The following is a 12,646-nucleotide window of genomic DNA, read 5'->3' as shown; positions in this document are numbered from 1 at the left end:
CAACTACTCCTTAGGCGATTTGCGCGAGGAAGGCGTCGGTGGCCTGGCGGCGACGGGCGGCGATATCCTCGGGGGATTCCACCACGATCTTCTCGTCCGGGGTGACCTTGAAGATCGGCTGGCCCTTGCTGACGATGACGCCGTCGGTGTCCACCAGCACATCATCCACGGTGCCGGCGAACGGCGCGTAGACCTTGTTGAACATCTTCATCACTTCGATGATGAACAGCGGGTCGCCCGCTTCGAAGTGGTCGCCGGCCTTCACATACACGTCGTGCGCCGGGGTTTCGCGCGAGTAGAACATGCCGCCACTGGCAGCGACGATCTCGTCGGACTTGGCCACCGGCGGCGGCGCCAACACCTTGGCCATGGCCGACTGGTGCTCGGCGTCGAGCAGGCGCTCGGGGATGTGAATGGTCAGGTCGTCGTTGACGCTAAGCTCGTAGTACTGGGTGGCCAGGGCGATGCTCGGCAACACGGCCAGCAGGTCGACACCGGCCTGGAAGCCCTTGTGCGCCGCGCGCACCTGCGCCCAGGTCGCGGCGTCGATGCCCGCCGGGGCCGCCTCCTGCGCCAGCAGCGAGTCCAGTTCCACCCAGTTGCCTGCGTCCAGGCGGTTGTTGAGCTCGTTGTAGAAATCCAGCGCAGACTGCAGGACCTCGTTGTCGTGATCCCAGATCATGCTCGCCGCGGGCAAGCCGTGGACGAAGTCCATGTTCAGGAAGTGGTAGGTATCCGCGAGCAATTCCACCGGGTTCTCGTTCCAGCTCAACTGCCCGTCGACGATGGTGCAGGCGTCGGCGTTGATGCTCAGCCAGCCGCTCAGGATATGCGCCTCGGACAGCAGGATCTGCAGCGGGCGCAGCAGCAGGGTCTGCTTGCGCTCCAGGGTTTTCTTCAGCGCGGCGGCGCCGTCGCCGCTCTCTCCGGCCAGCGCCGCGGCGCAGATGCGCTGCCAGGCGTAGTCGAGGTCCAGGTTGTTGGCCTGGCGCTTCAGTTCACCGACCGCGGTCAGGTAGGGCACGATGAACCGCGTGGTCGGGCGGGCGTTGATGTTCTGGCCGATAAACCAGTTCACCAGGCCGTAGTGGAACTCCAGGTTGGTGTGCAGGTCCTTGCCGCGCATGCTGGTCTGGCGGATCACCTCGGCCATGCGCTCGTAGGTCTGCATGCGCGTCTCACCCACGGTCAGCAGCAGCGCGATATTGGAATCGTAGGCGCCGGCCAGGGTGTACTTCATGAAGGTGTCGGTATCCGGATTGTGCAGGCTGATGCCCTGGTCGTCCCGGATCTCGCCTTCCGCGGCGTCGGACCAGTACTCGATCACCCCGCCCGCGTTCGGCTGCAGCGCCTGGTTGGTGGCGTTCAGGCGCGCCTCCACCGAGTCGTCATGACGCACGATACGTCGCGGCTCGGGCAGCTTCGGCCCGTGGGCGGCCAGCAGCACCATGGCCTCGACCAGGGATTCGACGACGAAGCTGTCCTCCGGGTTATCCGGGTTGGCGAATTCCAGCGCGTAGCACAGCTCGGTGACGCGGTGTTCCACCTGGATACGGGTGTTCATCTCCATGAAGAAGTGCTTGTCGCGGTCGACGATGCACTCGAAGGTGGACACTGAATCCAGCCCCACTGCCTTGCCGAAGCGCGCGGCCTCTTCTTCCATGGCCTGCAGGGTTTTCACGTCCTGCGCCAGCACCCGCGCCTCCTCGGTGCGACCCGCGGCCTGCGCCTGTTCCAGCGAGGCCTTCAGGGATTCCACCGTCACCGAGACTTCCAGCAGCTTCTGCTCGTGCATCTGCAGGGAGCAGTCGCGGCCGCCCATGGTCGTGCACCACTGGCCGTTGCCGATCACCTGGATTTCCTGGTGGCGGGTGGTCTCGATGTTGAGTTCCACCAGCACGTTCTTGTTGTCGCCGACGCCGGTGGTTTTCACCTCGTTGAGGATCTCGCGTACCATCTCCGGCGTGCGCTTGGCCTCGCCGATGCCGAGGATACGCTGGCCCTTGCCGCCGCCGCCGGAAATCGCTTTCAGGCGCACGCGGTTCTCGGGGTAGTCCGCGGCCATTTTCTCCACCGCTTCGGTGAGTGCCTCGCACAGCTCATCGACGGTGTAGAGGTCTACACCCTTGTCGTAAGACGCGGCCAGGACAATGTCCGCCTTGTCCACCAGTTCGATCTCGGGGTCGTCCAGTTGCGCGGCATCCACCTCGAGGCCCTGCTCGGCGACCAGCGCCTTGAGCGCGGCAACGTCCGGGTGTTTCTTCAACAGGGTGAGCGCGGTGCCGTTGTCGATACCGGGGGTGACCGACACACCGGATTTCAGCGCGGTGCGCTTGGCTTCGTCCTTGAGGCCGGCGTCGTGCACGGTGCGCGAGCACGGGCCGATAAAGTTCAGGCCCGCCTCTTCCATGGCGGCGACCATGGTCTCGTCCTCGGCCATGAAGCCGTAGCCGGCGAAGATCGAGTTGTAGCCGTTCTCCCGCGCGATGGCGATGATCTGGCGGATGCGCTGGTCGCGCTCCTCCTTGTTGGCGCCGGTGTAGTCCGGCACGCGGTGGATGCGGTCCGGATTGGTGATGGTGCGCAGTTCGGGCGCCAGGGCATTCTGGTAGACGATGGAGTCCTTCTCGGACAGCAGGATGCCGAATTCGGTGATGCCCATCTCGGCGAAGACATCCATGGCTTCCTTGCGAATCGGCCCGCGGCAGATGATCAGCGGCCGCATGTGGGTGCAGTCGAACTGGTTGGCCCAGTTGCTGTGGCGGCGACCCAGCCGGCGGTCGCGGTGGATGAGCGGGTTGTTCAGATAGTGCTCGTTGGACACGTGATAAATCCTCGTTGTTCTTGCGGCGGGCCGGTCAGTGGAATTCGCGCTGCACGGATTGCAGCGGTTCCGGCTGGTAGTGACGCAGGCAGAAATCCATGTGCTCGGTAAGCACCTGGCGCAGGTCGGAGGGCATGACGATCTGCGAGATCGAGCCCAGGCTCAGCGCCTCGTCCGGGTTCATCAACTCGCGCTCGTAGCGCTGGGCCAGCAGGGCCTCTTCCGACTTCACCCAGTCCTTGACCAGCTGCTCGGCGGCAGCTTTGGCGTCCTCGTCGCCGAGACCAGCGGCCTTTTGCGCCTCGGTCTCTTTGGCGATGCGCTCTTTCACCGAGCCGCGGATTTTCTTCAGTTCGTCCTTGTACACGTACTCCACGCCCGCCGGGCCCATTACCGCCACCCGGGTGGTGGGCAGCGCGACGACGAAATCCGCACCGGTGGGATAGTTGTTGTAGGAGGCGTAGGCGCCGCCGAAGGCGTTGCGCACCAGCACCAGGAAGCGCGGCGTGCGCAGGTCGACGATGGCGTCGAGCATGGCGCGGCCGGCCTGCACGATACCGCCTGTCTCTTGTTCGCGACCGGGCAGAAAGCCGGTGGTGTCCTCGAGGAAGATCATCGGGATGTTGTACAGGTTGCAGAAGCGGATGAAGCGCGCGTTCTTGTAGGCCGCGGCGATGTCGATCTGCCCGGAGGCGACCGACGAGTTGTTGGCGACGAAACCGATGACGTGGCCGCCCATGCGGCCCAGGGCGGTGATCGTGTTGCGCGCGCGCTCGGACTGCACTTCCACGAAGTCGCCGTGGTCGCACAGCTGCTGGATCATGATGCTGATGTCGAAGGGCGTGTTGAACCCGGTGGGCGAGTTGAAGGCTTTTTTCAGCAGGATATCGATGTCCCAGGTCTTGCGGCTGACCGGGTCCGAGGACGGGCGGTACGGGGCCATCTCGCCGTTGTTGCTGGGCAGGTAGTCGAGCAGCGCGCGCACCTTGCGCAGGGCCGCCACCTCGTCGGGGACCACGAAATCGGTGACGCCGCTCTGGCTGTGTACGCCGGGGCCACCCAGTTCATCGGGGGTTACGTCCTCGCCGAGCACGGACTTGACCACGCCCGGGCCGGTCAGGCCGAAGAAGGTCTCGTTGGGCTGGATCAGGAACGAGCCCTGGCGCGGCAGGTAGGAGCCGCCGCCGGCGTTGAAGCCGAACATGCACATGATGCTGGGAATCACGCCGGAGATCTTGCGCAGCGCGGTGAAGGCGTCGGCGTAGCCGTCGAGGCCGCCCACACCGGCGGGAATGTAGGCGCCGGCGGAATCGTTCATGCCGACCAGCGGAATGCCGCGCTTGGCAGCCAACTCGAACAGGCGGGCGAGTTTCTCGCCGTTGGTGGCGTCCATGGAGCCGGCGCGCACGGTGAAGTCGTGGCCGTAGATGGCGACATCGCGGCCGTTGACCTTGATCAGCGCGGTGACCAGCGAGGCGCCGTCGAGGTTCGGGCCCCAGTTCTGGTACAGCACGGTGGGCTCTTCATCGGCCAGGCACTGGATGCGCTCCCACACCGTCATGCGGTGCTTCTGGTGCTGGCGCTGGGTGTTCTTCACGCCGGCGGCCTTGTAGGGGCGCTGTTGCAGCTCCCAACCGTGCTTCAGCGCTTTTTCGTAGATGCCGGGTTCCGTGGCGATCTGCCCGGGCACGCGAAATTCGTGTTCGTCCTTCTCCGCGAAGGGGTTTTCAAGGCTGGCGATCAGGTCCTGGGTGCTGTCTGTTGTCATATTCCTTGATCCAAAAGTCGGCCACGGGCCGGGGAGAGCTTGCGCGACCTTCTGCGAGGTGCTGGATTTGCAAGACGGGGTGGACAGGCGGACCTGGGTCGCAACCTACCCGAAATTCGGCGTGTTACCTTAATTGCGAAGACCTGCAAAGTCAATTGCATGGCGAACGTAAAGCCATGTTTTAACAGCAAATTAACAGTGCCATAGGGGTCCCGCGGGGGGATAGTTTACACTAGCGGCCAGGAATATCGGCACCGGTGTACGCGGGTGCCAATTGTGGTCAGTGTCAACATTGTTTCGGGAGTGGTCTACGCCAGGTCTATGAGCGCCACGCTATCGCTGGAAGAGATCACCTACCGCGCGGACAGCGGCGCCCTGTTCGAGGCGATTGCCGACCTCCCCGGAGCCGCATTCCTGGATTCGAGCCACCCGCACAGCCAGCGCGGCCGCTACGACATCCTCTGCGCCCTGCCCGCCCCCACGCCCGCGCCGCCCGCTCCAGACGCAGACACCAGCGCATGGCGCAGCTACTACGACGAACTCGCGCGCTTTCACCGCGAGCGCTATGGCGACGTACACGCGGCGACGCCGGACATCCCCTTCAGCGGTGGCCTGCTCGGTTTCCTCGGCTACGACAGCGGCAATCCGCTAAACCACGTCGCGGCACGCACATCGCCGGGCGAGTATTCCGGCGCCCGCGTGGGCGCCTACGACTGGGCCCTGGTCCAGGACCACCTGTTGCAACGCGCGGTGCTGGTGGCGCAGCCATCACTCGCGCCCGGAGTGCGCGAGGACCTGCGCCGCCGCCTTGCCGCTGCGCAGAAACCGCCCTCCTCGCCCTTCGCCCTCAAAGGCCGCTTCCAGTCCAACTTCACCGCAGACGAGTACCGCGCCGCGTTCGCCCGCATCCGCGATTACATCGAGGCCGGCGATTGCTACCAGGTCAATCTGGCGCAGCGTTTCCACGCCGCCTGCCACGGCGACCCCTGGCACGCCTACCGCGCCCTGCGCGTCACGGCTGCCGCGCCCTATTCGGCCTACCTGGCGCTGCCGGAAGGCGGCGCGATCATGAGCCTCTCGCCGGAACGCTTCCTCGCCCTGCACGGCCAGCACGTGCAGACCGCGCCGATCAAGGGCACCCGCGCGCGCCACGCGGACACGGTGATCGACGAAATGAACGCCGCACAGCTGCGTCGCTCAATCAAGGACCGCGCCGAAAACCTGATGATCGTCGACCTGCTGCGCAACGACCTGGGCCGCAACTGCGTACCGGGCTCGATCCACGTCGACGCGCTGTTCGAAGTACACAGTTTCCCCACGGTGCACCACCTGGTCAGCAGCATCAGCGGCGATCTGCGTCCGGGGCGCGGCGCCTACGACCTACTGCGCGACAGCTTTCCCGGCGGCTCGATCACGGGGGCCCCGAAGCGCCGGTCGATGCAGATTATCGCGGAACTCGAGCCAGACCCGCGGGAGGTCTACTGCGGCAGTATCTTCTACGTCAGCGCCGACGGGCGGATGGACAGCAATATCGCGATTCGCACTTTGCTCTGCGCGGGGGGCGAGATTCGCTGCTGGGGCGGCGGCGGGATTGTCGCCGACTCGGAGTGGGACGCCGAATACCAGGAGACTTTCGACAAGGTTGGGCGCTTCCTCGAAGTGCTCGAGGCTATGAACTAGTCCTCGCCCCTGCTGCGCGTTCGGATTCGGACCGACGCGTTCTGCCTGACCGGCATGCTCAACGCTTGGGACGTCGCTTCTGAGTTCTGCTCGGGTTTGCCGAGGTTTGCTGGCGCGACAATTTCGCTACCCGACGGCTCTTACCCGTACTGGTCGTATCCAGAATCGCTAGAATGCGTGCGTCGATATTTCGCTTGGTTTGCCGAGGTTTGCCGATGAGATTGGTTCATTACCCGACGGCCCCGCACCCGTACCGCCCCTCACCGGGATCGCCAAAAAGCGTACGTCCATGTACAGGCTCGGCGGCGGCCATCCATGGCCGCCGACGTCCCGGTGAGGGGCGGTACGGGTGCGGAGCCTCAGTGTTGGGCGAGGCCGGAAATTCGGGTGAATAATCTGGGAGCCGCCGAGATGCGGCGAGGTGGTGAGCGCTCTCGAAGAGTAGCGATCCTGGTGCGCAGGAGTTCAACGGAGGCGATGTACCGTGTAACGACTGGCAAAGCGTTCTCGCAATCAGCGACGCAATACTCTCGATTGCGCATTTTCAAATACGCCGTTTCCAACTAGTTGCGCCCAATCCAAGGATTTACGACGGCTTACCCCTGTCCGGGACGTCGGCCGCCATGGATGGCGGCCGCCGAGCCTGTACATGGACGTACGCTTTTTGGCGATCCCGGACAGGGGTAAGCCGTCGTAAAGCCGCCGGGTGACGAACCCAGGCCAGTTCAAACCGCAACCAACGAAGCATCTGCAACAACCGATACACGCTATTGTTCGGTCAATCTATCTGACCAACGCATATCAGCTCGCCCCAGCAGGAGCAGTCGAAAAACCTAGAGACTCAGGTCCCGATCACTGGCCTCGAGGAACGCAACCTTCAGCTCCTCCAGCGTCTTCACCGAGCGGAACTGCGGAAACTCGTCGATCACGTTCTGCGGCGCATGGATCAGGATGCCCACGTCCGCCTCGCCCAGCATCGTCGTGTCGTTGTAGGAGTCGCCCGCCGCGATAACGCGGTAGTTGAGGGAATGCAGGGCCTTTACCGACATCCGCTTCGGGTCTTCCTGGCGGAGCTTGTAGTCGACCACGCGGCCGTCCGCATCGGTGACCAGGCGGTGGCAGAACAGCGTCGGCCAGCCCAGCTGGCGCATCAGCGGCTGGGAGAATTCGTAGAAAGTGTCGGAGAGGATGATCACCTGGAAGCGCTCGCGCAGCCAGTTGACGAAGTCGATCGCGCCCGGGAGCGGTTCCAGCGTGGCGATGACCTCCTGGATGTCGTCGATCTTCAGGCCGTGCTGGTCGAGGATGCCCAGGCGCTGGCGCATGAGGACGTTGTAGTCCGGGATGTCCCGGGTGGTGGCGCGCAGTTCCGGGATGCCGGTTTTCTCGGCGAATGCAATCCAGATTTCCGGGACCAGGACACCTTCCAGGTCGAGACAGGCCAGTTCCACGCGGTATTCTCCTGCGGCAGTCAAAACAGCCGCACAATCTACGGGTTTGCGGCGGCAGGCACAAGCCCCGGACGGGGCGTCAGTAGACCGGCAGGTCGATGCCCGCGAACAGCTGCTCGACTTCCGCCTTGGTGCTGGCGTGGAAGGCGGCATCGACCACGTCGCGGGTCAGGTGCGGGGCGAAATCCTCGATGAATTCGTACATGTAACCGCGCAGGAAAGTGCCGCGGCGGCAGCCGATGCGGGTCACGCTGGAAGAGAACAGGTGGCTGGCGTCGAGGGCGACGAGGTCCTCGTCGATCTCCGGGTCGTGGGCCATGGCGGCGACGATGCCGATGCCCAGGCCCAGGCGCACGTAGGTCTTGATGACGTCGGCGTCGGCGGCGGTGAACACCACCTTGGGCACCAGGCCGCGCTGGACGAAGGCCTCATCCAGCCGCGAGCGGCCGGTGAAGCCGAACACGTAGGTGACGATGGGATGTTCGGCAACATCTTCCAGGGTCAGCTCCGAGACCTGCGCCAGGGCGTGGTCGCGCGGCACCAGGATGCAGCGGTTCCAGCGGTAACAGGGCATCATGATCAGGTCGGAAAACAGCTCCAGGGCCTCGGTGGCGATGGCGAAATCCACAGTGCCGTCGGCGGCGAGCTGCGAGATCTGCATTGGCGTGCCCTGGTGCATGTGCAGGGCGACATCCGGGTAGCGCTCGATAAAGCCGCGGATAGTCGCCGGCAGGGCGTAACGGGCCTGGGTGTGGGTGGTGGCGATGGACAAACTGCCCTTTTTCTCGTTGGAGTACTCCTGGGCGACCTGCTTGATGCTCTCGACCTTGCGCAGCACCTCCCCCGCCGCCTCGAGGATAGCCTCTCCGGCCGGGGTGATGTGGGTCAGGTGCTTGCCGCTGCGGGCGAACACCTCGACGCCGAGTTCGTCTTCCAGCAGGCGGATCTGTTTGCTGATGCCCGGCTGGGAGGTGTACAGGCTTTGCGCGGTAGCGGACACATTGAGGTCGTGGTGGGCCACTTCCCAGATATAGCGCAATTGCTGCAATTTCATGCAAGGCCTCCGAAAACCGCATGCTGTCCTGGCTCGCCCACCAGCGATACGCGATGAGAAAAAAGCGCGTTCATGTCCACCCCGCCAGGCCACGTCTTATAAAGAGTAGCCATAGGCGAGGCCAAATGCCATGGGGTATGGGAATAAGTCTGGGCCCGTCCGGGTCAGGAGTTGGCCACCCCGTGGGGCACGTGGCCGGTGGCCACATGGGGGCTGGCTGACTGGCAGTGAGTCTGCTGGTCGTCGAAGAACACGTCCGCGCGGTAGGCGCGCAGGAAGTCCGCCTTGTCCAGGCCGCCGAGGAAGATCGACTCGTCGATACGGATATTCCAGGCGCGCAGTGTGCGGATGACGCGCTCGTGGGCCGGCGCCGAGCGCGCGGTGACCAGTGCGGTGCGGATCGGTGCCTCGCTGGCGGGAAAAGCCTGTTGCAAACGGTGCAACGCGGCGAGAAACGGCTGGAACGGACCGCCCGCCAGCGGCTCGCGGGCGGAGGCTTTTTCGCTGGCGGTAAACGCCTCCAGTCCCTCGCGCTTGAACACGCGCTCGGCCTCGTCGGAGAAGATCACCGCGTCGCCATCGAAGGCAAAGCGCAGTTGCTCGCTGCCCAGGTCCTGGCTGCCGCCGGAGAGCAGCGTCGCCGCGGCGACACCGCAGTCCAGGGCGTAGCGCACGTCCTCAGCCTCGTTGGACAGGAACAGCTGGCAGCCGAAGGCGTTGATGTAGCGCCAGGGACTCTCGCCGCCGCAGAACGCGGCGCGGCGGATGGACAGGCCGTAGTGCTCGATGGAATTAAACACACGCAGGCCGGTGTCGGCGCTGTTGCGCGAGAGCAGCACGATCTCTACGCGGGCATCCTCGCCCAGTTGGTCGTTGATGCGCAGCAGCTTCTGCGCCAGGGGAAACGCCTCCCCGGGCTTGAGCGGCTCGTCCTCGTGGGCAATCTGGTAGGCGGAGTACGCCTCCAGGCCCTCGTTCTCGAAGACCTGGTGACTGGCCTTCAGATCGAACAAAGCGCGCGAGGAAATCGCGATAACCAGTTTGTCGTCGGTGCGTTCGGGCATGGCTTCGAGCTTAACCAGTTGTCCGCTGCGCCGCCAGCCCCTCAGTGCGGCGTGTCGCGGTCGGCAAAGTACTCGCGGGTGATGCGAAATACCAGCGGACCCAGCAACAGCAGCGCGATCAGGTTGGGAATGGCCATGAACGCATTGAGGGTATCGGCGATAAGCCAGATCAGGTCCAGGTGCACGAGTGTGCCTACCGGGATGGCCAGGACCCAGAGGATGCGAAACGGCAGGATGCCCCGCGCACCGACCAGGAACACCAGGCAGCGCTCGCCGTACACGGACCAGCCGATCATGGTGGTGAACGCAAACAAACACAGGCCGATTGTCACGATGTACTGGCCGCCGGGGAACGCCATGGCGAAGGCCGAGGAAGTCAGCGTGGCGCCGCTGTCGCCACTGGGCAGCACATCCATGATGACGATCACCAGGCCGGTCATGGTGCACACTACCAAGGTGTCGATGAAGGTGCCGAGCATGGCGATCATGCCCTGCTGCACCGGCTGGTTGGTGCGCGCGGCGGCGTGGGCGATGGGCGCGCTGCCCAGGCCCGCCTCGTTGGAAAAGATACCGCGCGCCACACCGAAGCGCAGGGCCATCCACACGCTGGCGCCGGCGAAGCCGCCAGTCGCTGCGGAACCGGTAAACGCGGACTCGACAATGGTGACCACGGCACCGGGAATTTCACTGGCGTTCAGCAGCAGCACCAGCAGCGCGAGCAGCACATAGGACAGCGCCATGATCGGCACCAGGTAACTGGCCACCGAGGCGATGCGCTTGATGCCGCCCAGTACTACCGCGCCGACCAACACCATCAGCACCAGGCCGGTGACCAGCGGCGGCACGTTGAAGGCGTCGCCGAGCACTTCGGCGACGGAATTGGACTGCACGGTGTTGGCCAGGCCGAAGCCGGCGAGGGAGCCGAACAGCGCGAACATATAGGCCAGCCAGTGCCAGTGGGACTTTAGCCCGTTGCGGATGTAGTACATAGGGCCGCCGCTGTAATTGCCCAGTTCATCCTGTTCGCGGAAGGTGACCGCGCATACCGCCTCCGCGTACTTGGTGGCCATGCCCACCAGTGCGGTGATCCACATCCAGAACAACGCCCCCGGACCGCCCAGGGCGACCGCGGTGGCCACGCCGGCGATGTTACCGGTACCGATGGTGGCGGACAGCGAGGTCATCAACGCGCTGAACGGCGAGATATCGCCCTCCCCCTTGCCACTGCGGCCCTGCAGCAGCAGGCGCAGGGCCACGGGGATTTTGCGCAAGGTCATGAAGCGCAGGCCCAGGCTCAGGTAGACGCCGGTGCCCAGCAACAGGACCAGCATGATCGGTCCCCAGGCGTAGCCGTTGATAACGGTGATGATCTCGGTCATGTGACTCCCCAGTCGAATAGGTCAGGCGGGCGGCGTGTCCCAGGCGAAGCCCCCGCTTTGCGGAAACACGCCGAATACCCCGCCGGTGTGCACGAAGACAATATCGCGCACGCCGGCGAAGCGCCCCGCCGCTATCTGGTCCAGCATGCCGGCGAAGGCTTTGCCGGTGTACACCGGGTCGAGCAGGATACCTTCCAGGCTCGCCAGCGACTGGATCAGGGCGAAAATCTCGGGGCTGGCCTTAGCGTAACCCGCGCCGACGTAACCGTCGATGACCCGGGTGTCCGGTTGGATGTGCGGCACCTGCGGGTAGCGTTCGCGCCACTGGGCGGCATCGGCGGCGACCTTGTCGAGGAAGTAGCGCTCGTCGTCGCACACGTTCACGCCCCACACCTGCGCCGGCAGCCCGTGCAATTGTGCCCCCAGGGTCAGGCCGGCCTGGGTGCCGCCGGAGCCGGTGGCGCAGACGATATGCGCGGCCTCGATGCCGACGACGTCGAAATCTTCAGACAATTCACCGCAGGCGGCGATGTAACCCCAGATGCCCAGGCCATCGCTGCCGCCGGTGGGCACGGCCAGCGCCTTGCGCCCGCGCGCCGCGTAGTGTTCCTGCCAGTGGCGGAACAGTTCCTCCAGGCCGCTGACATACTCGCGCAGCGAATAGCAGCTGACCGCGGCGCCGGCGAGGTGGTCGAGCAACAGGTTGCCCTCTGGCGCCTCAGGCGCCTCGCCGCGCAGGATCAGGTGTGCGCCCATACCCAGTTGTGCGGCGGCGAATGCCGTGGCGCGGGCGTGGTTGGACTGCAGACCGCCGCAGGTGATCAGCGTGTCGTAGCCGTGGTCCTGGGCGTAGGCGGTGATGAACTCGAGCTTGCGCACCTTGTTGCCGCTGAGCAGGCAGCCGGTGAGGTCGTCGCGCTTCATCCACAGGCGATGGCCACCACCCCAGCGGGCGGTAGCGCGTTCGAGAAACTGTAGCGGGGTCGGGGTGCGCGCCAGTGCGTTGCGACGGGGGTACTCGAGACCTGGGCGCACCACGCGGGATCAGCCGATGGTCTTGAGCGTGCCCTTGGGCAGGACGGCGTGCACGTGCACGCGCTGGAACTTCATATCGACGTTGTTGGCGACGTTGAGCACCATGTAGTTGTCGTCGAGCGCGGTCACCTTGCCCAGGATGCCGGAACTGGTAACCACCTCGTCGCCCTTGGACAGGCTGGAGACCAACTCGGCGTGCTCCTTCTGCCGCTTGCGCTGCGGGCGGATAGCGATGAAGTAGAACAGGACGAACAGCAGCACCAGGAAACCGATCTGGAACAGTTCGCCGCCGGGCGGGGGCTGGCCGCCCGCCGCCTGGGCGTGGGCGCTGGCAATAAACAGGCTCATGCGTGAGTCACCTTGCAGTTGGTATGAATCATTGGAACGGGTT

The 12,646-nt window shown here is 64.8% G+C and carries 9 protein-coding genes; 1 reads left to right on the top strand and 8 read right to left on the bottom strand.

Going from position 1 to position 12,646, the window contains the following annotated elements; all coding sequences use genetic code 11:
- Positions 1-10: 10 nt before the first annotated feature.
- Positions 11-2,824: an ATP-binding protein gene (locus E4634_RS04530; protein ID WP_135441407.1), complete on the bottom strand. Its 2,814-nt coding sequence runs from the start codon at positions 2,822-2,824 to the stop codon at positions 11-13.
- Between the two features lie 34 nt (positions 2,825-2,858).
- Positions 2,859-4,592 (bottom strand): acyl-CoA carboxylase subunit beta, encoded by a 1,734-nt coding sequence (locus E4634_RS04525; protein ID WP_135441406.1) that lies wholly within the window; start codon positions 4,590-4,592, stop codon positions 2,859-2,861.
- Positions 4,593-4,913: 321 nt separating this feature from the next.
- Between E4634_RS04525 and pabB the strand changes: the two genes are divergently transcribed.
- Positions 4,914-6,272: an aminodeoxychorismate synthase component I gene (pabB, locus tag E4634_RS04520; RefSeq protein ID WP_135441405.1), complete on the top strand. Its 1,359-nt coding sequence runs from the start codon at positions 4,914-4,916 to the stop codon at positions 6,270-6,272.
- 833 nt (positions 6,273-7,105) lie between these two features.
- On the opposite strand, the gene thrH is transcribed toward pabB, so the two are convergent.
- The 6 genes from thrH to yajC all read right to left on the bottom strand — a co-directional run bounded on the left by thrH (position 7,106) and on the right by yajC (position 12,603).
- The gene (gene thrH / locus E4634_RS04515; protein WP_135441404.1) at positions 7,106-7,723 is read right to left on the bottom strand and encodes a bifunctional phosphoserine phosphatase/homoserine phosphotransferase ThrH; all 618 of its coding nucleotides are present in this window, start codon (positions 7,721-7,723) and stop codon (positions 7,106-7,108) included.
- 79 nt (positions 7,724-7,802) lie between these two features.
- Positions 7,803-8,777 (bottom strand): HTH-type transcriptional regulator CysB, encoded by a 975-nt coding sequence (gene cysB / locus E4634_RS04510; RefSeq protein WP_135441403.1) that lies wholly within the window; start codon positions 8,775-8,777, stop codon positions 7,803-7,805.
- 164 nt (positions 8,778-8,941) lie between these two features.
- The gene (locus tag E4634_RS04505; RefSeq protein WP_135441402.1) at positions 8,942-9,841 is read right to left on the bottom strand and encodes a 5'-nucleotidase; all 900 of its coding nucleotides are present in this window, start codon (positions 9,839-9,841) and stop codon (positions 8,942-8,944) included.
- Between the two features lie 41 nt (positions 9,842-9,882).
- Positions 9,883-11,220 (bottom strand): alanine/glycine:cation symporter family protein, encoded by a 1,338-nt coding sequence (locus E4634_RS04500; RefSeq protein WP_135441401.1) that lies wholly within the window; start codon positions 11,218-11,220, stop codon positions 9,883-9,885.
- 21 nt (positions 11,221-11,241) lie between these two features.
- Positions 11,242-12,258, bottom strand: a complete 1,017-nt coding sequence (locus E4634_RS04495) for a 1-aminocyclopropane-1-carboxylate deaminase/D-cysteine desulfhydrase (protein WP_434783494.1) — start codon at positions 12,256-12,258, stop codon at positions 11,242-11,244.
- 6 nt (positions 12,259-12,264) lie between these two features.
- Complete coding sequence (gene yajC, locus E4634_RS04490; RefSeq protein ID WP_135441400.1) at positions 12,265-12,603, bottom strand: preprotein translocase subunit YajC; 339 nt, start codon at positions 12,601-12,603, stop codon at positions 12,265-12,267.
- Positions 12,604-12,646 lie beyond the last annotated feature (43 nt).

The sequence above is a fragment of the Mangrovimicrobium sediminis genome (genome assembly GCF_004745945.1).
GTDB lineage: Bacteria > Pseudomonadota > Gammaproteobacteria > Pseudomonadales > Halieaceae > Mangrovimicrobium > Mangrovimicrobium sediminis.
The sequence above is the reverse complement of the archived record's forward strand: the minus strand, read 5'-3'. Positions and strand labels throughout refer to the sequence as shown.